The sequence below is a fragment of the Tatumella morbirosei genome, assembly GCF_000757425.2.
GTDB classification, from domain to species: Bacteria; Pseudomonadota; Gammaproteobacteria; order Enterobacterales; family Enterobacteriaceae; genus Tatumella; species Tatumella morbirosei.
The window spans coordinates 541,891-564,629 of the sequence record NZ_JPKR02000004.1; the positions used below are offsets into that span (position 1 = coordinate 541,891).

Consider the following 22,739-nt stretch of genomic DNA (forward strand, 5'->3'; position numbering starts at 1 on the left):
TATACGTTAAGCCCGGGGGCAGGAGTTCAGGTTTCCTGTTCCCGGAAGGCCCGGTTTCATTTTTTAATCCACGGTTATGAATATGAGATGTTACAAGGCAGTACTCTCACCACTGACAGCGTTATTTATGCTACTGGCGGGATTCTCATCACCGGCCAGTTCAGGTGTCACTATCACCGGTACCCGGATCATTTTTCCGGGGGCTGAACGTGAGGCGACTGTGAGGACAATCAACCGGGGAGGATCTCCGGTACTGGTTCAGGTCTGGGTCGATGATGGCAGTAAGAACGCTGACATTAATACGATGACCGTGCCATTCACGGTGACTCCCCCGGTCTACCGGATAGACCAAGGGAAAGGTCAGAGTGTGCGGCTTATCTATAACGGAATGAAACTCCCCGACGACCGTGAATCGGTGTACTGGTTTAATTTGCTGGAAATTCCTGCGGTGAATGAGCAATACCAGCAAAAAGACCGGCTGGAACTGGCTTTTCGCACCAGGATAAAAATATTTTACCGCCCGGCCAGCCTGACGGCAGACAGTACTTTAAATGCCGAAAAACTGCGTTGGACGGTAACGCGCTCGGGTAAATCAGCTGGGGTGTTAGTGAATAACCCCACTCCTTATTATTTTAATTTTGGTCGGATGCAGGTCAGCGCTGGCAATTCGGTGTATCCGCTGAGCCCCGGGATGGTCGCGCCTTATTCTGAAGCGGTTTTTTCTCCCACCGGCAAGAAAGGTCTGCCGCAAAATATTAGCTCAATAGATTTTGATTTACTGAATGACCATGGCACTGCGATTACGGGGAAAGCCTCCTGGCGCGCGCCTGAGGGTTGGTCAGTGAATTTTCCGTCCGCCGATAATTCGTAACCGGTGACCGGAACGCCGACAGGATATAGCCGGCAGAAACACGATATCCGCTTCAATGAACTGAAAGGAGTCAGAGAGTTGAAAATGTTAGCCTCGGTAGTTGAACAGTGCAGCGCTGTCCGCAGTTGTAAAAAACTGTGGGTTCCGGTGCTCAGTAGCACACTGATGATAGCGCCGGTTGCCCTGGCTTCCTCTCCGCCCCCTGTACAGATCATCACGGAATATGCGGACGGGACGGGGGAAACTTCGGTGGTCAGATTTAACAGTGCTTTTGTTCACGGGCTGACCATTGATGTTGGCAGCTTTTCCTCCGGAAACCCGGTGCCGCCAGGCAAGACATCTGTCAATATTATTGTTAACGGGCAGACCCGTGGGCGCTTTTACGTCTACTTTGTCCCGGTGACCGGCAGTGATAGTGCGCAGCCTTGCTTCTCGTTTGATGAGTTGCAGCAGTTTGGGATCAATCCGCCGCTGATGGGGCATCGCCCTCAGTCGACTAACGATAAGGCTGCACAGTGCAGCCGGCTGGAACAATGGGTGGAAGGGGGGAGCACTCAGTACGATCAGTCTGACTTTAATCTGCAACTGGCGGTCCCTCAGGTCTATTTAATTAAATATCCGCAAGGGTATATCGACCCGTCCAGATGGGACAGTGGTTCCAACGTTATTTTTTTAGACTACAGCACCAATTTTTATAGCCAACAGTTATCAAAAGCCTACAGTGGCGGCAGAGGGCATAGTGTCAGTGCTAACCTGGGGTTATTGACCGGGATTAATGTTTACGGCTGGCGATTCAGAACCCGTTCAACCAGTATTCTCTCTGACACTTCATCTGCGAAAACCGACAACCTCTATACCTGGGTTCAACGGGATATCCCACAGCTGAAAGGGCAACTGACACTGGGAGAAACCACGACCGAGGGAGAGCTGTTTGACAGCGTTGGGTTACGGGGCGTTCAGCTGGCTTCGGACGACCGTATGCTGCCGGAAGGGTTACGTAGTTATTCCCCGGTCATTCGGGGAACCGCCGAAACCAATGCCAGGGTCCAGGTCACACAGCGTGGACAGCTTATTTATGAAACCACGGTTCCTCCCGGCCCTTTCGAGCTGAACAGTGTCGGAGCCATGGGATATGGTGGTGATTTGCAGGTGACCATTATCGAAGCAGACGGCCAGCGTCGTAGCAGTCTTGTCCCATTCTCTGCCCCGCCAATGCTGCTGCATGCCGGTGTTTCCCGCTATTCTGTTGCGGCCGGAGAACTGGCAGAAAGCGGAATGCAGAAAAAGCCCTGGTTTTTACAGGCGTTCTATCAGTACGGGTTAGGCAACCTTTATACCTTATATGGTGGCGGGCAGTTTTCGGAAAATTATCTGTCGGTTGCTGCCGGACACTCATTTAATACGCCGTTGGGCGGGGTATCGATGAATATTACCCGCGCCAAAAGCCGCTTAAAGAATAATAAAACCTCTACCGGGAATAGTTTTAATCTTGGATTCAGCAAATATATGGATATTACCGGCACTAATATCAATCTGGCGGCTTACCGTTACTCATCGCGGGGCTTCTATTCACTGCGGGATGCGGCTGCCGAACGCTACGGAATGTACCGTGATTACTACCTGACTGACTATCGGACAAAGCAGCGCTTTTCTTTAAATATCTCTCAGCCGCTACCGTGGAACAGTCGTATTACACTGTCCGGAAGTTTTTACCAGTACTGGAATGATCGTCGTCCGGTGAATCAATATGCCATCACTTTCAGTAAATCACATCCATGGTTTTCGTGGTCGATCGGGGTAGGGCGTAGCTTTGACGGTGAGGGGAATAACAATAACAGTATTCTGCTGTCGGCCAGTATTCCTCTGAGCCCCCGGTATAACATCAGTGATAAACCGTTGTTTAACAGTTTTTATTCAACATTCAGCCACGACAGTAGTGGTAATAACTTCCTGCAGATGAATGCCTCGGGAAGCCGGGGTGAACAAAATGCGCTGAGTTACGGTATCGGGACGACAACGACGAAAAGCCGGGATGATACGACCCACTATGCATTTAATGGCAACGGTAGCTACAACACGGCCGCGGGGCAGTTTAGTTCGACCCTGTCGGTGGGCGATCAGTCACGACAGTTATCACTCAGCGCCAACGGCAGTCTGGTCGGGCACAGCGGCGGAATCACTGCCGGGCCTACGCTGGGTGATTACCCGTTCGCTATTGTCAATGCGCCAGGGGCAACCGGAGCCCGTCTGATGAATGGTTATGGGGCGGAAATCGACAGCCGGGGTTATGCCATCGCTCCGTCATTAACGCCTTATCGTGAAAATCAGGTATCGGTGAATACCCGTGGTCTGCCGGATACGGTGGATGTGCTGGAAAATGAACAGGTGGTTGTTCCGCGTATGGGAGCGGCGATACCCGTCAAAGTAAAAACGATTGTCGGAAAACCTCTGATTTTGGTTATTCGTGATGTGTCAGGAAATTTCCTGCCTATTGGCAGCCAACTGGTCGATGGCGAAGGGGCTTCAATGGGCATTGTGGGTCAGGGGGGAATGGCTTTTATACGTGGGTGGAATGCAGCGACGGCCCATCTGTATGTCAATTCGGCCACCAATACCCGGCTTTGTACCATCGGCACCAGCCAGGCGGTCGCCAAAATAATGGCCTCAGGCACAGACGGCAAGCTCAGCCGTGCGGAGGTGATATGTCGCTAAGTTTACGCTATTCAGCCCTTTACTGTTGCCGGTATCTGTTGCTGTCGGTTGGTTGTTTTTCGGCTCAGGCAGTGACTTTTGGTACACCGCTGAATGTGGATTTTCAGGGAGTATTTGTCGATGAAACCTGTGATGTGGTGATAAATGGCAACAGCAGCACCGAGACAGTTATCATGCCAAGGGTTTCCAATATTACCCTGAGAAATAACGGAGGAGAGGCCGGCAGTACACCTTTTAGTATCCGACTGGAGGGATGTCCGTCGGGTAAAACGATGAAACTGGTATTCAACAGTGATCCGGCAGCGATGGATAATACAACCGGAAATCTGCTGAATCAGACCGGGACAGGCTACAGTCGCAATGTTCAGGTTCGCGTACGTAATGAAAGCGGTGCTCAGATGGTGATTAATGATTCCGCAACGGCACAGGATTATGTCATTCCGGTCGCGGGAGGGGCGGTGAGTCATCAGTTTAGTGTGAGCTATTTCTCTGCACGACCGCTCGCCGCGACTTCTGGTGATGTGCATTCGGTAGCCAGTATCACCGTCGATTATCAGTAGTACAGGCACTGAGCGGTAGGGCGCTTACGCTGTCCTGTTCTAATGACACGTAACAGTTGCCTGTAACAGTGTTGTAATTTTCTTCAACCAGAGAGTAACAGCCATTATGTCTAAGGAAAATTCACAGAAGTTTATCGCCAGGAATCGTTCTCCACGGGTGCAGATTGAATATGATGTTGAAGTGTATGGCAGCGAAAAAAAGATTGAACTGCCATTTGTCATGGGCGTGCTGGCCGATTTATCCGGACTGAGCAAAATCCCCCAGCCTGCAGCAGAAGAGAGAAAATTCCTCAACATTGATATTGATAATTTTGATGAGCGGATGAAAGCGATCCAACCACGGGTAGCTTTCACAGTGCCTAATACCCTGAGCGACGGCGGGGTGATCCCTGTCGATATGACGTTTGAAAGCATTGATGATTTCCTGCCAGATGCGATTGCGCGCAAGGTCCCTGCGTTGGCAGAACTTCTGCTGGCCCGCACACAACTGGCAAACCTTCAGACTTATATGGATGGTAAAGCTGGGGCAGAGAGTCTGGTCATGAATATTTTGCAGGATAAAACACTGCTTGCCAGTCTGGCGAACAGGCCTGATGTACAAGACTGTTCTTCTGAGGAACAGGAAAACAGATAATCCGGAGGAATCGGAGATGGCTATTCAGGAAGAAAAAGCACTACAACCCATGATGACAACCACAGAAGCAGGAGATTTCAGTGCGTTGTTGGCGAAAGAGTTTAAGCCCCGCAGCCGGCAGACCCAGTCCGCGGTCGAAAATGCGGTGAAAACCCTGGCAGAACAGGCGCTGGCCAGTTCCCTGATACCCCAGGATGACGCTTATCTGAACATTGCGGCACTGATTGCTGAAATAGATCGTAAGCTGACGCAGCAAATTAATCTGATACTGCATCACTCCCAGTTTCAGACGCTGGAAAGTGCATGGCGTGGACTGCATTATCTGGTTTCGAACTCAGAAACGGATGAAAAATTAAAACTGCGTTTTATGGATATTTCCAAGCAAACGCTGAGACGTAACATAAAGCGCTATAAAGGCATAGCCTGGGACCAGAGCCCGCTGTTTAAACAAATCTACGAAGAAGAATACGGGCAGTTGGGTGGGGAACCTTACGGATGCCTGGTCGCCGATTATTATTTTGATCACTCGCCACCTGATGTTGATTTGCTGGCCTCTATTGCTCAGATTGCAGCCTCTGCACATGTTCCGTTTATCTCGGGTGCCGCCCCGGCGGTAATGCAGATGGAAAGCTGGCAGGAGTTGGCTAACCCGCGGGATCTCACCAAAATATTTACCCAAAACCTGGAATATGCGGCCTGGAATACATTACGGCAGTCTGAAGATGCCCGTTATATCGGCCTGGCAATGCCACGTTTTCTGGCCCGTCTGCCCTATGGGGTTGCTACCCAGCCGGTGGCCGCGTTCAGCTTTGAAGAGGCGACTGACGGTGCGGATCACAGCAAGTATGTGTGGGCGAATGCCGCCTATTCCATGGCAGTGAATGTGAATCGTTCATTCAGGCAGTATGGCTGGTGCACTATGATCCGCGGGGTGGAAAGTGGCGGGCTGGTGGAGAATCTGCCCTGCCACACCTTCCCGACCGATGACGGCGGGATTGATATTAAATGTCCGACAGAAATTGCGATATCCGATCGCCGTGAAGCGGAGCTGGCAAAAAATGGGTTTATTCCGTTGATTCACCGTAAAAATACCGGCTACGCCGCATTTATTGGTGCTCAGTCGTTACAGAAACCGGCGGGATATTATGATGCGGATGCCACGGCTAATGCCAGCCTCTCAGCGCGTCTGCCTTATTTATTCGCCTGTACCCGATTTGCTCACTATCTGAAATGTATTGTCAGGGACAAAATAGGCAGCTTTAAAGAACGTGAAGAGATGCAAAAATGGCTGAACAACTGGATCATGAATTATGTAGACGGAGATCCGACAAATTCTTCTCAGGAAACTAAAGCCAGGAGACCCCTGGCCGCGGCTGAGGTTATTGTCGAGGATGCAGAAGATAATCCGGGATATTATCAGGCGAAATTCTTTCTGCGCCCTCATTTTCAGTTGGAAGGTCTGACGGTATCACTGAGGATGGTTGCCCGACTTCCTTCACTAAAAGATGTTGCCTGAAAACGGCAATAAACGATTGAATATCTGACCAGAAAAGAACCTGCAGATATATTACTCAGGATTACAGGGGAATGTTTTTTCTGTGTTCTGATATTCAATTCCATTATCACTTGTTTCACGAACTGTTCATAAAAGGATTATTATGGCTCAGGATATGTTTTTAAAAATAGAAGGCATTGAAGGTGAATCACTGGATGCCACCCACAAAAATGAAATTGAAGTGCTTACCTGGAGTTGGGAGAGTCTTCAGCATTCAAATATGCACAGCGGTTCTGGTGGGGGGGCCGGAAAAGCGACAGTAGAGGATTTTAATTTTTCTCATTATGTCGATAAGTCCAGCCCTAACTTATTAAATTTCTGTTTGTCAGGTAAGCATATTAAAAATATTGATTTTGTGATACGAAAAGCGGGAGGTGACCCCCTGGAATATCTGACGATAAAATTCAGTGATGCCATCATTACCCGGGTGAACCTCTCAGGTAATGCCAGTAATGATGACCGCCCTGTAGAGGAAGTGACCTTCTCTTTCACTAAGTTCACTGAGGATTACGTCATACAAAATGCCGAAGGTAACAAGTCTGGGATTATTTCGGCCAGTTATGACATTAAAGCTAATCAGAAAAACTAATCGTTATGCCGGATGGCGGCGTGGCATCCGGCAGTATTCGTGAGAACGAAAAGCTCATCTTAAGATAATAGTGACTGCCTGTGAATTATCTGCAGTGAGAGAATTACTGTGACTGGCGGGAATTATCAGGGCTTAGGAGCAGGATATAAAGGATAATGATAAGACCGATGTTATTGGTGATAATGATCACTGTTTCTGCTTCCTGTAGTTTTTTTCGCCCTGAAACATCCGGAGGGATTATTAATGTCACATTAACAGCTGATGGCGATATTAATCCGAATATTTCAGGGGAACCGGCCCCTTTGCGTATTATGCTGTTCAGTCTGACAGACACTGAATTTTTCACGCAGAGCAATTACTTTGATTTTACTGGCAGGAGGCAAGGCTCTTTACAAAATGGAATTACAAAGTTGTATGACGGGGTATTAACACCCGGAGAAACAAGGACGTTGTCGCTGCATATTACAGAACAGGTTGCGGCAATTGGTGTGATCGGTGGCTATCGTGAAATTGAACATGCGCGCTGGAAATCCAGTGTAAAACTTTCGCCCGGCTGGAAGCCAACAGTGTGGCGCAGGCTAATTCTCCCGCAACACAACGTCTTTTATGCGCATTTTCAAAAATCCGAACTGACTATTGGTGAAACGGAATGAACCATGAAAACGAATAAAGTCGTCTGGAGTGAGGGGCTTTTCCTACGCCCACAAATTTTTCAGCAACAGGAGCGTTATCTCGAATATTTTATTCACCGTCGCTCCGGTTCATCAGGCATTTTTTTCTGGGGTTTTAGCCGCTGTGAAACAGACCATGAGGCGCTGAAATACGGAAAACTCGTCATGCGCAGTGCCGTGGGTGTTTTCCCCGATGGTACGCCGTTTGATTTGCCCGGCCATGCGGCATTACCTGTGCCAGTAACCTTACAGCCCTCAGATGCCGGTAAGGTGTTCTGGCTGGCCGTGCCGCTGCGGTTAGATAACTGTGATGAGACCATTTTTAATCCCGATGAACCGGGCTCTTTGGCCAGATTTTGCGCCATGGAGGAAGATATCTGCGACAGTAACGCGATCCGCCAGGGGGTAAAACCTGTTCAGCTGGGCAGATTACGGCTGGCACTCCGTTCTGAAACGGAAATGAATGAATCATGGATTGGCCTGCCCGTAGCCCGTGTCAGGACAATCCGCCCTGATGGCAGTGTGGAACTGCATGATGATGATTACCTGCCGCCTGTCACTCAGCTCGGGACCAGCGCTTTACTGACCGACTGGTTGAATCATTTGAGCGGGCTTTTGAAGATTCGGGCAGAAATGCTGGCCAGCTATTTGTCGTCAGGTCAGGGAGCTACTGTTGCCGGCGGAGACCTGACAGATTATCTGTTATTGCAGATTTTTAATAATTACCAGGTGCAACTGGATTGCCTGAAACAGATTCCTGAATCTTCACCGCTAAGGTTCTACCAGACTCTGGCGTCCCTGGCTGCCGAATTATCGACTTATATTCGGGTCGACAGCAGGAGACCCTCGCCTTTACCGGGTTATCAGCATTCACAGTTATATCTCTCTCTGCGTCCATTGGTTGACGAAGTTCATGATCTGTTGAACCAGGTATTAGTCAGAGCCGGGGAGATGATTGAGTTACAGCCGCAGGGCAATGGCCTGTGGACGGCGAAGCTGCTACCGGCAGAATTTGCTGCATTTTCGGCAGTCGTTCTGGCCGTTCAGGCCGGAATGGCTCCCGATATCCTGCAACAGCAGTTTGTATCGCAAAGTAAAATCAGCTCCCCCCAACAACTTCCGGAACTGGTGCGTTCTCATCTGTCGGGGCTGTTGTTGCTGCCATTACGCCAGCCTCCCAGGCAGATTCCGTGCCAGGCGGGTTATGTCTATTTCGAATTACTGCGTGACAGTGATATCTGGCGCAGCATCGCTGCCAGCGGTGCACTGGCTCTGCATGTTGCCGGGCATTTTCCGGGCCTGAGCATGGAACTTTGGGGGATCAGAGCATCATGACCAGTGACCAATACTCTGAAGATTCTCAAACCACCCGTGCTGCAGGTACTGACAGTGACCACTCCGCACAATCCTGGGGCGATTTTTTACTGGACCGCCAGGATATCTGGGAGTCAGGAGATTCTGCAAATCATACCGCGCCTGGCTCTGAACCCTGGACAACAGCCAGTCTGTCGCCAGAACTCAGCGCACTGCTCCTGTCTGTGGAGGCCGACAGGCAGACCCCCGAATCTATTCTTTCTGCCGCTTGCCCACTGCAGCAAGCCTGCGCGCCGTTGCTAAGGGTACTGGCTGACCTTCCGGATTCGATTGAAGATCTCCAACATGTTCTATGGCTGAAAGAGATCCTCAAAAGTGAAATAACCCGGTTCACCCAGCTATGCGACGAAATTAATATTCCCTGGAAGAAAATGGCCATTGTGCGTTACTGCCTGTGTACAGCTCTGGATGAGGCAGCGCACAGTAAAACGTGGGGGGTTGCGACCGGCTGGTCACAGAGTAACCTTCTGAATTATTTCGAGAATGATAACGATGGTGGTAATAAATTTTTCCTGCTGATTGGCCGGATTTCAATGCATCCTGCTGACTATTCCGATGTACTGAATATCCTGTTACGCATTCTGGGGCTGGGATTCGAGGGACGTTACAGCATTTTACCCGAAGGGGACCGGCAACTTTACGGGATCCGTCAGCGTCTGCTGGTGCTGGCGGAGAACTACCAGAAAACCGCCCAGCTACCGGTGATTATGGGGGATTTGCCCGGAGATCCCCCACTTCCTGCCAGGCGATTTGCTGTTTCCTGGCCTAATGGTCTGGTGTTCGCGGTTGTGATACTCGGTGCTGTCTGGCTGGCAGAAAAAATGGTGCTGTTTGCTGAAAAGCAGCCACTGATTGCCGGGATTTATGCGCTACAGAATTTTCGCTATCCATCGCCGGTCACTGTGAGCCGGTTGCGCCTGACAGACCTGTTACAGGAAGAGATTCGTAACAACTTACTCACGGTGAATGAGACTCCGCAACAGAGTCATGTGACGTTGCAGGGGGACACCTCTTTTCGATCCGGCTCCGCATTATTGTCTCCTGCGACCAGCAATCTGCTAAAAAAAAATCGCTCGGCAGATCATTCGGGTTAACGGACGGGTAGTGATTGTGGGGCACACCGATGCGCTGCCGGTCCGTTATTCCGCCTTTCCTGATAATCAACAGTTATCACTACAGCGTGCAGCGGCGGTTGCCAGACTGTTTACACAGAATGGGCTTGAGGAGAACAACATAACGGTCCGGGGGCTGGCCGACCAGCAGCCAGTCAGTAGTAACTCCACCGTGGCAGGCCGGGCTAAAAATCGCCGGGTTGAGCTTTTTGTCACTTATTAGGTGAGGTTCTCAATGTCTTTTGTCAGCCGAATTTTTTCATACCCTTTGTTCAGAGTTCTGTTGGGTGTCGTCGTCATTGCTATCCTGTTGTCACTGGTCTGGTTTATTGCTGTGTATCCGGGAGGAGAGGAGGACCGCCATTTCACTGGCATAGCGGTACGTATTCTCAGCGTCCTGCTCATCGCGATACTGGTCACAGTGTTGTTGTCCGGATGGATTTTACTTTATCGCCGCTCAGTCCGGCGTCGCCAGCTACGCGTTACCCGGCAATCTACAGATACGTTCAGTCATACGGGACGGATGCTACGCCGTGTTATCCGCAGGACGACACGACGTCCCTCTGTTTCGCGTGGTTGGCGGTTTATTTTCAGAGAGCCGGTCCATGTTCCCTGGTACTTACTGTTAGGTGCCCGCCGCTCAGGGAAAACAGCGGCCGTTTGTCGTTCGGGCCATTATTTTTCACCGGGGGGGGAATCGGTAGCCGAAAAAGTCCACGAAACTGATGAGGCTGACTGTCACTGTTGGCTGGCAAATGATGCGGTATATGTTGAAACCCGTGGAGAAGTTATCAGCGAACCGGAAACGTCGGCGGATAAATGGCAGGGATTTGTTCGTCTGTTAAAAAAATATCGCCCATCAAAATCTGTTCAGGGAACCATAGTCACTGTTTCAGCGATTGATCTTCTGACCGGCGATAAATCCCCGGTCAGTGAACTGGCCGGTGTATTCAGAACACGGTTAGCGGCGTTACAACAGATTCCGGGTATCAGTTTCCCGGTCTATGTTGTGGTGACTCATCTGGATCGACTTAAAGGTTTTGAGGAGTATTTTCATTATCTGAGCGATGCAGAACGACGTCAGATCTGGGGGATCACTTTGCCCCTGGAGACCAGGAATACCTCAGTGGCTGAATATGTTCACCAGCATTTAGGCCAGCTCCAGCAGAGGATAGATGCAGGTCTGAACCGTCGTTTGCAGAGTGAGTATGATGTAGAAAATCGTCGGGCAATGTATGCGTTTCCTGAGGAATTACAACTGCTTTGTCAGCAGACAGAACAATTTATTTGCTCACTGTTTTTTGTTTCCCTCTATGAGGATTTGCCGTCGCGAACTGCGCTGCGGGGAGTTTACCTGACCAGCAGTGGGCAGACAGACCGGAAAGCCTGCAATTATGCCCCGGGGATTATCAGCCGCTGGCATTCGCAGTTCACTGCTGTTCAGGAAGCTCCCTCTCAGACTGCTGAAACAGCGGTGCCGGGTGCTCAGACAGAAGATATCAAAGGACGTCCGTATTTTCTTCAGCAGCTATTTTGCGAACTGATTATCAATGATCAGCGGCTCGCTCAGGATACTCGCCTGACGTTTCTTCGCTTCTGCAGGCTGCGTTGGCCGGTATATATACTCCTGCTGTTGATCATTTCCGGGCTGCTTTACGGTATGGCCAGCAGCTTTGCCAGCCATTCCCGCTACCTGAAGGGGGTCAGATATCAGCTAAACCTGCTGCATCAGCAACAGGATTACCTGCAACGTGAATATAGTCTGGCGACTATTGCCCGACTGCTGGAAGGGTTAAGGGGATTATCGCAGCAACCTGACAAGGATTCGGGGCGAATTGTCTTTGTGGACGGTGAGGTGGCTAAGGTTTCCGAAGGAGTCTATCAGTCAGCGTTACGTCAGTTACTGCTTCCGCCGGCGGAGGATTATGCCAGAGTGGCACTGGAGCAGGCGGTAGCCCGGGGCGATATGGCAATATTGTTCAGGCAGCTGAAAATTTACCTGATGGTCTACGGATTAGTCCCGGCTGACGCGGTTTATCTTGCCAGTATGCTTGCTCCGGCATTGCTCCCGTCAGAGGAGAGTCCTGATTATCGTAGCGAAATTGATTTCGGTCCGGACCTGTTAGCTTTGTTTAGTTATCCCCTGGAACGTGAACGCGGGGAGGAGGCCGACCCGCAGTTAATCCTGCGGGCCCGTGAACTACTGGCCCGGCAGCCCCGTCCGGCAAGGATTTATCAGCAGCTATTACAGCGCTTATCCCCTCTTTCGCCGCCGGCATTTTCGCTGGCAGCTCTCAGTGAGGGAGCGGAAGGGAAATGGTTTGTGCAACGTACGGATGTCCCGCAACAAAATATCGACGGATGGTTTACTGCCCGGGGATATTTGCAGTTCAGGAAACAGCTACTGCTGTTGTTGTCTGGTCTGGACAGGGAAGACTGGCAGGTAATGAACAGCAGTGAGCACGGCTCCGGGGCTGCGGATATCACAGAAACAGCCGCACTTAGTCGTGATATCCTTATCCATTATCTGGACGAATACACCCGTTACTGGCAGCAAATGTTGGTCAGCATCCGGATTTCACAGCCGCAGATGACTGGCCCGCAGTCTACAGAAGCAGGACAGCAGAGGGATCTTTACCGGCTTTCACGGTTAGCGACTGCCGGGTCTCCTTTGGTCAGGCTGCTGGAACGGCTGGTGGCTGAAACCACATTGCTATCGGCGGAATCATGGATACCTGCAGTCGCCGGAGCTGTCGCTAACAGCACGACATCACAACGGTTGACGAATGCCGGTCAGCGTGGGTCTGAGACGCTGGATCAACTGGTATGGCTGCACACGGACAGTCACTTTACCGCCTTGCGTCAGTTCGTCACCGGACGTGAAAAAGGCTTTAACAAAAGTCAGTCGTCTGAACCCGGTAACGGTCTGAATCAGTTACTGGGTCAGCTTAACGAGCTGCAGTTATTATTCCGACTGAATGAAGACCCGCTAACCTCCAAGGCTCCTGCCACCTGGCCGGTACTGGCCGCCGGGTTGCAGGCCGGTTCACAAAACTGGCCGGACCCACTCAGGAATATCATTCTGCCGTTACTTGATCAGATCTCACTGCGGATCAGGAGTACCTCTGTCGGGCGCAGTTCCAGCGGAATCAGTGAAGGCCCCGGGGCATTTTGCCGCAAAAATCTCGCCGGGCGCTATCCGTTCGCAGACAGCAAACGGGATGTCAGTCTGGCAGATTTTAGCCGTTTTTTTGCACCGGGGGGGATTGCCGACAATTACTTCAGTCAGCATCTGGCCGATAAAGTCGATACCACGGTAAACCCATGGAAATTTATCAATATCCCTGTGGGAGATCCGCAGCATCAGTCTCTGCAACTGTTTCGCAGGGCCCGGGAAATACGCAGCCTGTTTTTTCCACGGGGTGACAGTTATCAGCCCTCGCTATCGTTGAGTTTGTCTGTTCAGTATCTTTCTCCTGCAATTAACCGGCTTGAGCTGGTCATGGGCTCAGAGAAACTGAGTTATTCCCACGGTCCGGTTCGCCCTCTTAATCTGCAATGGCCGGAGGGGATTGCTTCCCGACCGGTAACTCTGAGTCTGACCGCCAGTCAGCCCGGAGATATCGCTGTCAGTCAGTGGACTGGACCCTGGGCCCTGTTTCGTTGGCTTGAGAGTGCCAGCGCTTTGCGGCTTCAGCCATCGGGAGAGCTAACAGCCGAATTTAATCCGGCAGGAAAAAAAGTGGTGTTTTCGTCGAACGGTCTGGTCTCTGAACAGCAACCGGTCATGAAATTACTCAGGCGGTTTAGCTGCCGTTAACCGAACGGGCGGCGGGTAACGCCAGGGAAGGCCGGAGGGAGTGGAACTACTGTCGGCCAGCAACCCTTCATACAGGTGACATATGCAACGAACAATCTGTTTAAAAAGTGCAGCGATGCCGTACTTAGCGGGTGAACCAGGACTGGTGATTTCGAAGCTACAGGGCGAGGAATCTTTGTCAGGATTATATAGCTACACCCTAACCGCAATGACTCCGGACTCCCCTTCGATTAACTGGCAGATTGCATCGAATATTGATATCCGCTCGCTGATAGGTAAGCAGATGACAGTCAGCATGCAACAGGGCGGAGACTCCCGGCCAGAAGTGACTTTCCTGCCACAACGGGAAATTTCGGGGATCGTTCAGCAAATGCGTTATGTTGGCCGACAGGGGGATCAGGCTGTTTATCAGATAGTGCTGAGACCATGGTTATATCTTGCCGAACTGACCGAAGATTTCCGGATTTTTCGTGATAAGAGTGTGACCGGGATTATTGACCAGATACTTGAAGAATATGATTTCCCTTATGAAAAACGACTGGTGACGGTTTATCCGCCACTCGATTTTCAGGTGCAGTACGGTGAAACAGATTTTAATTTTATGCAGCGTCTGATGGAAGAATGGGGGATTTACTGGTTCTTTGAACACGCTGAAGGAGAGCACAAATTAGTGCTGGTAGATAATGTTCGCAGCCACATAACCTCTCCCGGTCAGCCACTGTCCTACGCGGCACATGCTCCGCACAAAGATGCGGACTATATCTCAGAGTTTCACTATCAGCAGACGATCACGCCCGGACGCTGGGTGACAGATGATTATGATTTTACCCGTTCCCGGGCCGATATTATGTCGCTTGACAGCCAGCCTCAGCAAATCAGTTTTGGTCAACAAGAGATCTTCGACTGGCCTGGTAACTTTGATAATACCGCAACGGGTGAACTACTTGCCAGGGTACGCATGGAAGAGCGGCGGGCAACAGGGCTCCGTAGCAGCGGATCTGGTCCGGTTTCGACACTGGTCACGGGTTGCCGTTTTACTTTACAACGCTATCCGCTGGAACAGGCAAACTGTGAATATCTGGTACTGCGGAGCAGGCTGGAGATCAGTGAGATCCAACAACGCAGCAGTGGTCACAGTTTTAACGTGCATTGTGATTTTAGTGTGCAGCCTTCCTCTGAAATTTACCGGCATCCCCGAACTATCCCCAAAAAAAGAACCTGTGGGCCGCAAACTGCACTGGTGGTTGGACCGCCAGGAGAAGAGATTTGGACTGACGAATACGGTCGGGTCAAAGTTCGGTTTTTGTGGGACCGTTACGGCACTAACCGCGAATCAGATTCCTGCTGGCTCAGGGTGAGCCAGCCCTGGGCCGGAACCCAGTTTGGTGGTATCTGCATTCCCAGAATTGGTCATGAGGTTATCGTTGATTTTATTAATGGTGATCCTGACCGGCCGCTCATTCTTGGCAGTCTGTACAACAACTTTACTATGCCTCCCTGGGAATTGCCGCAGAATGCCACGCAAAGCGGGCTGATCAGTCGATCACTTGGCGGAGGGCGTAATAATTTCAATGGTATTCGTTTCGACGACAAACCCGGGGCGGAAACCTACCAGGAACAGGCTGAACTGGATATGCATCGCCTGACGAAAAGAAATGAACAGCAAATAGTAGGGCAGTCGAGAAATGTATTTATTGGTGCGGATGAAACCGTAGCCATCAGTGGTAATAGTCAGCTGGCCGTCGGCGGGATAGTGGGCATCACGGTCGGAGGGGCTCAGAACGATAATGTAGCAGGGGCTAAAGGGATCAATGTCGGCGGAGCGTTTATGACAGCGGTCGGCGGATATCATGCTATTGCGGTAGGGGGCGCCCATCAACTGGCAGCGGGTGGGGCAGCGACCTTCTGCGCTGGTGGAATAATGACGCTTACTTCTGGAGGGGAACTGGTGATTAGCGCACCCAGAGTGCGAATAATTGGTAGTAGTCAGCTCATCCTGCAGGGTGGGCAGGTGGATATTAACCCTGGAGACGGACCTGCCTATGGGCCTGATGTTTGTTGTTGTGGTGCGATAGTGGGTATGCCCGGTCTGCCTTCAGTCGCGGGACTGATAGGCTTATACATCCGTCCGGAACCCCGGCCGACACCGACACCGACACCGACACCGACACCGACGCCGACACCAACGCCGACGCCGACGCCAACGCCAACGCCGACACCCACACCGCCCTTTAGTCCGGATCCGGAGTTGGTGGCGAAAAAGTGATTAAATAAAGGCAGGTAAGACTAAAAAGATATTATTGAGAAGGAGTGAATATGTTAAGTGCGGCCAGAGTCAGTGAGTTAACCAGCCACGGCGGGACAATCATCTGTGGTGCCTCAACGGTATTTATTAATGGTCAGCCAGCAGCAATCAGCGGTGGAAGTATAGCCACCTGTGCTGCAACTCATGTGGCTGCTTCTGTATGCAGCGGTTCCGGTCAGGTTTTTATCCAGGGATTTCCGGCGGCCAGGTCGGGTGATATTACCGGTTGTGGGGCTGTTATTGTCAGTGGTTCCGGGAATGTTTTTATTGGCTAAGTTTGTCATCGCGTATGCCAGACAGGGTGTCTGTCAGGCGTGAGTAGTCTGAGGCACTTCGTCAGAAATCCATGACTTCAAAAACAAGGAAACCTGATATGAAAGGTGTGTTACTGATCGATGATATTTTGCCTTCCGGCAGTTATGTGGGCGAAAATCTGACCCGCCAACCCCTGGCCGGTGAAGCCTTGCCGGTTGATGGAGATGTTCTCAAAATGCTGGAACAGGAATACATCCGCTATCTTTCTGAGGGAGAAATAGCCGGGATACCGACACGGGAGAGTCAACCGGTGGCGGTAATACACCGACAGAGTGAACTGCAGCCACTGGATGTCGGACAAACGATAACAGAACATCTTCTTGGGCATGGGCGGATGATCGATAAGCTGTTTGCATTGCCGGAACTGGTACAGGAGGCGGATGATCTGTTGTTTGAACCGTCACAACAACCGCTATTATTTCGTCTCTCACCATTAGACCTGACGATTAATAATACCCGGCCCTGTCTACGGACTCTCACGGATAAACTCTTTTTATTCCCCGGTGATGAACAGTGACGTATAGCGACCCCTGTGGATTTAAATATAATGAAGCCTTTATGGTATCCGCCCGCATTAACGGAAAGACTTACAGGAATTAATACAGGTGGTTCTGGTGAATCCGCTTTACCACTAACCTCTGAAAAAATGCGACAGCTGGTAATTAATGAACTGCTGGAGTTATTTAATCATACCAATATTGAGTCTGTTCTTGAGGAAAAAGGCTATCATCAGTTAGCTGACTCAGCGATAAATTATGGTATTCCCCGAAGATTAGCCTATGATAGTGAACAACAATGGCCATCGATACGAGAAGATATTCATACTGCTGTTTTACGTTTCGAACCACGGATTATTCCTGAGACATTAACGGTTCGTGTATTAACTGGCGGAGAGCCTCAGGGTAAGTATGGTGTCATCTCGTTCGCTATCTCTGCATTGATTGACTGGTTGCCTCAGCCGGTTGAGTTGTTTATTCATGGGCACTATGACAAGGGGAATGATACCTTTAGTCTCAGCTGATTTTATAAGAATAGGACATCAACCGGGGCTGGGTGATATTTACCAGGAGTATGCCCGGGATTATCACCCTGATGTCAGGAAAAAGTGACAATTTTCATTTTTAATCTGATATGGCCTGATGAACCGGCAACAGACTGAGTTAATAGTTTGTGTAATTGACGGTGTAATAATCCAGCAATCCCGGTATTACCGGTTGTTGTTATTTATTCTATGGATACTCCCCGGAGCGGGGTTTTATCTTAATCATTAAGCGTGGATGAAATACAGGTGTAATGGATGACGTTAGAAATCTGTTTTACGGAATCAAATATCTATCAGGTGATGGGGATTAAATCATTGCTGTACCAGTATTATCCGGGTGACAAAGCCGATATACATTTTGTCTCATCGACATCTTTCCGTCTGGAAAACAGTGCAGGGATAATATTTGGAGAAGATGTCATCACTATGAGTCTGCCGGTTACTTCCGGCCATCGAGAGATGAAGGGACTGCCTTCACCGATAATGACCTGGTATATTCCATTCCTTAGTCGTAATTGTCCGATAGATGATATTGCGCTGAAGATAAAAAAATTACTTAATTTTGTCACTGCAGTTGGCGCACCATTTCGTGGTCCCCTTTCAAAGTTGAAAAGTTATACCCAGTTGTCAGAGGCTGAATATCGGATTCTGGTGCTGACAGGTAAAGGATACCATTGTCATGATATCGCCAGAATGCTCAACCGTTCAGGGAAAACAGTGAGCGCGCATTATCGCAGTATCAGCCGTAAAATGGGGGCGGCTAACCGGGCTGAATTTTATCGATTTGCCTGCTACATTGCCGGCCTGGAAGATGAACCGGTGAATACACTGTTTCTGTAAAATGCTGAGCTACTGTTCCCGGAACAGAGCACCGGGACCATTGCTTCAGCTATTCTTATCTGCCGGAATGATGTTTTTCCCCCGCCCCATCCAGGATTTTTACTATTTTATTCGATAATTTTGGTTTTTTTCGTGTTTTTTTGCCTGACTCTACTGTTTGTCGGTGAAACAAAGCATTAACATGAACAAATGTCTGCTTCTGGTTAATGGGTTTCTGATGCGTTACAAAATTTCTTTGTTACCGTTATTTGTGCTGCTGGTTGCCTGCAGTAGTAAAACCGAAAATGTACCACGCTCTGCTACCGTGCCACAGGGAGGTTTCTTAAAGGCACCTCCTGCCGCTCAGGGAATGCTTTCCGGTGATTTTATCGGGCGTCCGGAAACCGAAAAATTTATTAATATGATGGTGGCAAAGCATGGTTTTGACCGCCAGCAACTGGAGTCATGGCTGGGGCAGGCCCGGCGCTTAGATTATGTACTGCGTTTGATGGACCGGCAGGCTCCCACCACCGCCGCTCCGGTCGGTCCTAACGGCGCCTGGATACGTTACCGTAATAAATTCATCACCCCGGGTAATGTGAAAAATGGCGTAGCCTTCTGGAATCAGTATCAGGGAGATTTACTGCGGGCTCAGCAGCAATACGGTGTTCCTCCGGAAATTATTGTCGGTATTATCGGGGTAGAAACCCGGTGGGGGCGCGTGATGGGCAAAACCCGGATCCTGGATGCGCTGGCGACCTTGTCCTTTGATTATCCGCGTCGTTCTGCCTACTTTAGCAGTGAACTCGAAACGTTCTTATTGATGGCCCGCAGCGAGCAGGATAATCCACTGGAACTGAGAGGATCCTTCGCCGGTGCAATGGGCTACGGCCAGTTCATGCCATCTGCTTATAAACAATATGCGGTCGATTTTGATGGTGACGGTCACATTAACCTTTGGGATCCGGTAGATGCTATCGGCAGCGTAGCCCATTATTTCCAGCAGCACGGCTGGCAAGCCGGGCAGGCGATTGCTATCCCTGCCAGCGGGCAGGCTCCTTACCTTGATAATGGTTATAACGCCGGTTATACCGTCAGTCAGCTGGCTGCCGCCGGTCTGAGGCCTCAGTCACCACTCGCCGCTTCTCAGAAGGTTAGTCTGTTACGTCTGGATATGGGGCAGAGTTACCAGTACTGGTTTGGGCTCCCTAATTTCTACACCATCACCCGTTATAACCACAGTACACACTATGCCATGGCCGTATGGCAGTTGGGCGAAGCCGTGCGTAATGCCAGGAGTAACGGAGTTTTTTAGCGGCATGGCTTCCCTTAGTCTTTGTATGGATATAGGATGGCGCCCTTTGCCGGCGCCTCTGCCTGATGTCACGATAAGGACTCCTGATGCAAACACTTCCTCCCTGCCCACAATGTCAATCCACCTATAGCTGGCAGGAGGGTGAAAACCTTAACTGTCCCGAATGCGGTCATCTGTGGTCTGCCCTCCAGTCGAGCCCGACTGACGAGATAATGAATGTCCGTGATGCCAACGGCAATTTACTGACTGAGGGGGATTCGGTCACGATTATCAAAGACCTTAAAGTCAAAGGCAGCTCCTCAGTGCTCAAAATTGGTACCCGGGTGAAAGGAATTCGTCTGGTCGGGGGCGACCACAACATCGATTGCCGTATTGATGGTTTCGGTCCGATGAAACTGAAATCCGAATTTGTGAAGAAGAGTTAATTTCTTCTCACCAGGCCGTTGCCGGTCCCCCCGTTATTGGCATCTGTACTGTGCCTTGTTGTGTGGTATTGCACAGTAAACTGTACAGCGCTTGTTATTTTGAAAATAGCCTAGGTAGTCTCTCCCGATGCAGAGCTTATGAGAACGGTTAGGCTTGATAGCGGTAATTAATCCCTGGTATCTTCTGTCAATGAAGCTGGATCATTATTGTTGCAACACGGAGGACACAGGATGGATAAGGATTTACGTCAGTTAAGCATCACTACCGGACAGTATTTACTGTCACGGGGGGCCACTCTCACCAGCGCAGAGTCCTGCACCGGTGGCTGGATAGCTAAAGTCATTACCGATATCAGCGGCAGTTCAGCCTGGTTTGAACAGGGATTTGTCACTTACAGTAATCAGGCCAAAATAAGTCAACTGGGGGTAAGCGCCGCCACGCTGGAGGCTCACGGGGCAGTGAGTGAAGCAACGGTGCGCGAGATGGCGATCGGTGCATTGCAAGCGGCAGGGGCCGATTATGCCGTGTCGGTGAGTGGGATCGCCGGGCCGGACGGCGGCAGTGATGAGAAACCTGTCGGCACCGTCTGGTTTGGCTTTGCGTCGGTTGACGGCCGGGTGCTGGCAGAGTGTCGGCATTTTCACGGTGACAGAGACAGTGTTCGCTCTCAGGCCGTGGCATTTGCGCTGCGGACACTGTGCGGTGAGTTTCTGGAAAAATAAACTTGATACTGTATGACTATACAGTATAATTGTTTTCCAACAGAGACAAAGAATATCCACAAATTTGCCTGGCTAATCCGGCATAATCAGGAGTTGAAATGGCGATCGACGAAAACAAACAGAAGGCTTTAGCCGCAGCGCTGGGGCAGATTGAAAAACAATTCGGCAAAGGCTCCATTATGCGTCTGGGTGAAGACCGCACTATGGATGTTGAGACCATTTCAACCGGTTCACTGTCACTGGATATTGCCCTGGGTGCCGGTGGATTACCTATGGGTCGTATTGTCGAAATCTACGGACCTGAATCTTCCGGGAAAACGACACTGACCTTGCAGGTTATTGCTGCAGCCCAGCGTAAAGGTAAAACCTGTGCATTTATCGATGCCGAGCATGCGTTAGATCCGGTCTATGCAAAAAAACTGGGTGTAGATATTGATAACCTGCTCTGCTCGCAGCCAGATACCGGTGAGCAGGCTCTGGAAATTTGTGATGCGCTGGCTCGTTCAGGCGCTGTGGATGTCATTATTGTTGACTCCGTGGCTGCTCTGACGCCAAAAGCCGAAATTGAAGGTGAGATTGGTGATTCTCACATGGGGCTGGCAGCACGTATGATGAGCCAGGCGATGCGTAAACTGGCGGGTAACCTGAAACAGTCTAATACTCTGTTGATCTTTATTAACCAGATTCGTATGAAAATTGGTGTCATGTTTGGTAACCCGGAAACGACGACCGGGGGTAATGCACTGAAGTTTTACGCCTCAGTACGACTGGATATCCGCCGCATCGGTGCTATCAAAGAAGGTGATAATGTCGTTGGTAGCGAAACCCGGGTTAAAGTTGTGAAGAACAAAATCGCAGCGCCATTTAAGCAGGCTGAGTTCCAGATCATGTACGGAGAAGGCATCAACTTCTACGGTGAACTGGTTGACCTGGGTGTTAAGCACAAGCTGATTGAAAAAGCTGGTGCATGGTACAGTTATAACGGCGATAAAATTGGCCAGGGTAAGGCGAATGCCAGCAACTATCTGCGCGATAACCCTCAGGCTGCGACAGAGATTGAACAGAAACTGCGTGATATGTTGCTAAATAATCCGACTCAGGAATCGTCTGATACTGGCAAAGAGTCTGCCAGTCAGGATGAAATGAGCGAGGATCATCAGGAATTCTGAGACAGATAATCTGCAGATTATCAGACAAACGGGAGATGGCTGTCAGGCCATCTCCCGTTTTTGTTTTTTTATTGTCGGTGCAGGTAAAATAACGCGGTCACTGTGATATCCGACAGGAAAAGGAGCCGTTATGCTATTTACGGAAACCGAACGTCACCCTATGTTTTCTTCTTTGCTGGACAGAGCCACGCGACTGCTGGCTCAACGAGATCATTCGGTAGAGGAACTGAAAGAAAAAATTCGCCTCTCTGTATGGCGTAGCCAGCAACGGGATGCTGTGGAACAAACTGCAATTGATGAAACGGCATTAGCATCAGTCATCGCCTGGTGTGAAGAAAATGGCTGGCTGGATGACCAGAGATTTACCCGGTTGTTTATCCAAAGCCGTGGCCGTAATGGTTACGGGCCACAGAGAGTTCGTCAGGATTTGCAGCATAAGGGGGTTGAGCGGGAGTTGATCAATCAGGAACTTGCTGAAACCGATATCGACTGGCAACAACAGGCAGAAAATGTTGCCAGAAAAAAATATGGTCATAAATGGCCAACAGAAGCGCGCGAAAAAGCCCGGTTACAGCGATTTTTACACTCCAGAGGGTTTCTGATGGAGGATATTCGTTCTGTTTTGGTAAATTTTTCCGGCTGAGTCATAATGAGGTTTTACTTCCCTGTGAAGAAAACTTATCTTATTCCCACTTTTTTGTTCCACTGTCACCGGCAGACCTCGATCT

The 22,739-nt window shown here is 50.2% G+C and carries 21 protein-coding genes; all 21 read left to right on the top strand.

Annotated features, from left to right (window positions below; translation table 11 throughout):
• Positions 1 to 127: 127 nt before the first annotated feature.
• The 21 genes from HA49_RS13750 to HA49_RS13845 all read left to right on the top strand — a co-directional run bounded on the left by HA49_RS13750 (position 128) and on the right by HA49_RS13845 (position 22,654).
• Complete coding sequence (locus HA49_RS13750; RefSeq protein ID WP_211259078.1) at positions 128 to 871, top strand: fimbria/pilus periplasmic chaperone; 744 nt, start codon at positions 128 to 130, stop codon at positions 869 to 871.
• An 84-nt stretch (positions 872 to 955) separates the two neighbouring features.
• Entirely contained in the window at positions 956 to 3,583 is a 2,628-nt protein-coding gene (locus tag HA49_RS13755; RefSeq protein WP_052752507.1) for a fimbria/pilus outer membrane usher protein, read from the top strand.
• Positions 3,574 to 4,143: a fimbrial protein gene (locus HA49_RS13760; RefSeq protein WP_046791836.1), complete on the top strand. Its 570-nt coding sequence runs from the start codon at positions 3,574 to 3,576 to the stop codon at positions 4,141 to 4,143. The genes HA49_RS13755 and HA49_RS13760 overlap by 10 nt, the downstream gene beginning before the upstream one ends.
• Positions 4,144 to 4,246: 103 nt before the next feature.
• Complete coding sequence (tssB, locus tag HA49_RS13765; protein WP_072055940.1) at positions 4,247 to 4,777, top strand: type VI secretion system contractile sheath small subunit; 531 nt, start codon at positions 4,247 to 4,249, stop codon at positions 4,775 to 4,777.
• 16 nt (positions 4,778 to 4,793) lie between these two features.
• Positions 4,794 to 6,293 carry a type VI secretion system contractile sheath large subunit gene (gene tssC, locus HA49_RS13770; protein ID WP_038018455.1) on the top strand — a complete coding sequence of 500 codons (1,500 nt, stop codon included), beginning with the start codon at positions 4,794 to 4,796 and terminating at the stop codon, positions 6,291 to 6,293.
• Positions 6,294 to 6,435: 142 nt separating this feature from the next.
• The gene (locus HA49_RS13775) at positions 6,436 to 6,921 is read left to right on the top strand and encodes an Hcp family type VI secretion system effector (protein ID WP_038018457.1); all 486 of its coding nucleotides are present in this window, start codon (positions 6,436 to 6,438) and stop codon (positions 6,919 to 6,921) included.
• A 167-nt stretch (positions 6,922 to 7,088) separates the two neighbouring features.
• The gene (gene tssJ, locus HA49_RS20630; protein ID WP_052752508.1) at positions 7,089 to 7,574 is read left to right on the top strand and encodes a type VI secretion system lipoprotein TssJ; all 486 of its coding nucleotides are present in this window, start codon (positions 7,089 to 7,091) and stop codon (positions 7,572 to 7,574) included.
• 3 nt (positions 7,575 to 7,577) lie between these two features.
• The gene (gene tssK / locus HA49_RS13785) at positions 7,578 to 8,927 is read left to right on the top strand and encodes a type VI secretion system baseplate subunit TssK (RefSeq protein ID WP_038018459.1); all 1,350 of its coding nucleotides are present in this window, start codon (positions 7,578 to 7,580) and stop codon (positions 8,925 to 8,927) included.
• Positions 8,924 to 10,060 (top strand): type IVB secretion system protein IcmH/DotU, encoded by a 1,137-nt coding sequence (gene icmH / locus HA49_RS13790; protein ID WP_052752509.1) that lies wholly within the window; start codon positions 8,924 to 8,926, stop codon positions 10,058 to 10,060. The genes tssK and icmH overlap by 4 nt, the downstream gene beginning before the upstream one ends.
• 10 nt (positions 10,061 to 10,070) lie before the next feature.
• Positions 10,071 to 10,301 carry an OmpA/MotB family protein gene (locus HA49_RS21270; protein ID WP_052752510.1) on the top strand — a complete coding sequence of 77 codons (231 nt, stop codon included), beginning with the start codon at positions 10,071 to 10,073 and terminating at the stop codon, positions 10,299 to 10,301.
• Positions 10,302 to 10,313: 12 nt separating this feature from the next.
• A complete protein-coding gene (gene tssM / locus HA49_RS13795; RefSeq protein WP_038018461.1) occupies positions 10,314 to 13,898 on the top strand; it encodes a type VI secretion system membrane subunit TssM in 3,585 nt (1,194 codons plus the stop codon).
• 82 nt (positions 13,899 to 13,980) lie between these two features.
• A complete protein-coding gene (locus tag HA49_RS13800; protein WP_245610205.1) occupies positions 13,981 to 16,164 on the top strand; it encodes a type VI secretion system Vgr family protein in 2,184 nt (727 codons plus the stop codon).
• A 50-nt stretch (positions 16,165 to 16,214) separates the two neighbouring features.
• Complete coding sequence (locus tag HA49_RS13805) at positions 16,215 to 16,478, top strand: PAAR domain-containing protein (RefSeq protein ID WP_038018463.1); 264 nt, start codon at positions 16,215 to 16,217, stop codon at positions 16,476 to 16,478.
• A 98-nt stretch (positions 16,479 to 16,576) separates the two neighbouring features.
• Positions 16,577 to 17,035, top strand: coding sequence for a hypothetical protein (locus HA49_RS13810; RefSeq protein ID WP_038018465.1), 459 nt, complete (start codon positions 16,577 to 16,579; stop codon positions 17,033 to 17,035).
• Between the two features lie 129 nt (positions 17,036 to 17,164).
• The gene (locus HA49_RS13815) at positions 17,165 to 17,539 is read left to right on the top strand and encodes a type VI secretion system baseplate subunit TssE (protein WP_169748775.1); all 375 of its coding nucleotides are present in this window, start codon (positions 17,165 to 17,167) and stop codon (positions 17,537 to 17,539) included.
• Positions 17,540 to 17,815: 276 nt separating this feature from the next.
• Positions 17,816 to 18,400: a helix-turn-helix transcriptional regulator gene (locus tag HA49_RS13820; RefSeq protein ID WP_052752512.1), complete on the top strand. Its 585-nt coding sequence runs from the start codon at positions 17,816 to 17,818 to the stop codon at positions 18,398 to 18,400.
• A 217-nt stretch (positions 18,401 to 18,617) separates the two neighbouring features.
• Complete coding sequence (mltB, locus tag HA49_RS13825) at positions 18,618 to 19,694, top strand: lytic murein transglycosylase B (protein ID WP_038019433.1); 1,077 nt, start codon at positions 18,618 to 18,620, stop codon at positions 19,692 to 19,694.
• Between the two features lie 86 nt (positions 19,695 to 19,780).
• A complete protein-coding gene (locus HA49_RS13830; RefSeq protein ID WP_038018471.1) occupies positions 19,781 to 20,119 on the top strand; it encodes a zinc ribbon domain-containing protein YjdM in 339 nt (112 codons plus the stop codon).
• 231 nt (positions 20,120 to 20,350) lie between these two features.
• Positions 20,351 to 20,842, top strand: a complete 492-nt coding sequence (pncC, locus tag HA49_RS13835; protein WP_038018473.1) for a nicotinamide-nucleotide amidase — start codon at positions 20,351 to 20,353, stop codon at positions 20,840 to 20,842.
• Positions 20,843 to 20,940: 98 nt separating this feature from the next.
• On the top strand, positions 20,941 to 22,011 hold the full coding sequence (gene recA, locus HA49_RS13840; protein WP_038018477.1) for a recombinase RecA: 1,071 nt from the start codon (positions 20,941 to 20,943) through the stop codon (positions 22,009 to 22,011).
• A 130-nt stretch (positions 22,012 to 22,141) separates the two neighbouring features.
• The gene (locus HA49_RS13845; protein ID WP_046791837.1) at positions 22,142 to 22,654 is read left to right on the top strand and encodes a regulatory protein RecX; all 513 of its coding nucleotides are present in this window, start codon (positions 22,142 to 22,144) and stop codon (positions 22,652 to 22,654) included.
• Positions 22,655 to 22,739 lie beyond the last annotated feature (85 nt).

Bases quoted from the DNA above. Each gene is read 5' to 3' on its own strand.
- HA49_RS13815 (WP_169748775.1), top strand. From the start codon at position 17,165: ATGCGACAGCTGGTAATTAATGAACTGCTGGAGTTATTTAATCATACC.
- HA49_RS13810 (WP_038018465.1), top strand. From the start codon at position 16,577: ATGAAAGGTGTGTTACTGATCGATGATATTTTGCCTTCCGGCAGTTAT.
- HA49_RS13775 (WP_038018457.1), top strand. From the start codon at position 6,436: ATGGCTCAGGATATGTTTTTAAAAATAGAAGGCATTGAAGGTGAATCA.
- tssK (WP_038018459.1), top strand. From the start codon at position 7,578: ATGAAAACGAATAAAGTCGTCTGGAGTGAGGGGCTTTTCCTACGCCCA.
- tssJ (WP_052752508.1), top strand. From the start codon at position 7,089: ATGTTATTGGTGATAATGATCACTGTTTCTGCTTCCTGTAGTTTTTTT.
- pncC (WP_038018473.1), top strand. From the start codon at position 20,351: ATGGATAAGGATTTACGTCAGTTAAGCATCACTACCGGACAGTATTTA.
- HA49_RS13830 (WP_038018471.1), top strand. From the start codon at position 19,781: ATGCAAACACTTCCTCCCTGCCCACAATGTCAATCCACCTATAGCTGG.
- recA (WP_038018477.1), top strand. From the start codon at position 20,941: ATGGCGATCGACGAAAACAAACAGAAGGCTTTAGCCGCAGCGCTGGGG.
- HA49_RS13750 (WP_211259078.1), top strand. From the start codon at position 128: ATGCTACTGGCGGGATTCTCATCACCGGCCAGTTCAGGTGTCACTATC.
- tssM (WP_038018461.1), top strand. From the start codon at position 10,314: ATGTCTTTTGTCAGCCGAATTTTTTCATACCCTTTGTTCAGAGTTCTG.
- HA49_RS13800 (WP_245610205.1), top strand. From the start codon at position 13,981: ATGCAACGAACAATCTGTTTAAAAAGTGCAGCGATGCCGTACTTAGCG.
- HA49_RS13760 (WP_046791836.1), top strand. From the start codon at position 3,574: ATGTCGCTAAGTTTACGCTATTCAGCCCTTTACTGTTGCCGGTATCTG.
- HA49_RS13845 (WP_046791837.1), top strand. From the start codon at position 22,142: ATGCTATTTACGGAAACCGAACGTCACCCTATGTTTTCTTCTTTGCTG.
- icmH (WP_052752509.1), top strand. From the start codon at position 8,924: ATGACCAGTGACCAATACTCTGAAGATTCTCAAACCACCCGTGCTGCA.
- HA49_RS13820 (WP_052752512.1), top strand. From the start codon at position 17,816: ATGACGTTAGAAATCTGTTTTACGGAATCAAATATCTATCAGGTGATG.
- HA49_RS13755 (WP_052752507.1), top strand. From the start codon at position 956: ATGTTAGCCTCGGTAGTTGAACAGTGCAGCGCTGTCCGCAGTTGTAAA.
- tssC (WP_038018455.1), top strand. From the start codon at position 4,794: ATGGCTATTCAGGAAGAAAAAGCACTACAACCCATGATGACAACCACA.
- mltB (WP_038019433.1), top strand. From the start codon at position 18,618: ATGCGTTACAAAATTTCTTTGTTACCGTTATTTGTGCTGCTGGTTGCC.
- HA49_RS13805 (WP_038018463.1), top strand. From the start codon at position 16,215: ATGTTAAGTGCGGCCAGAGTCAGTGAGTTAACCAGCCACGGCGGGACA.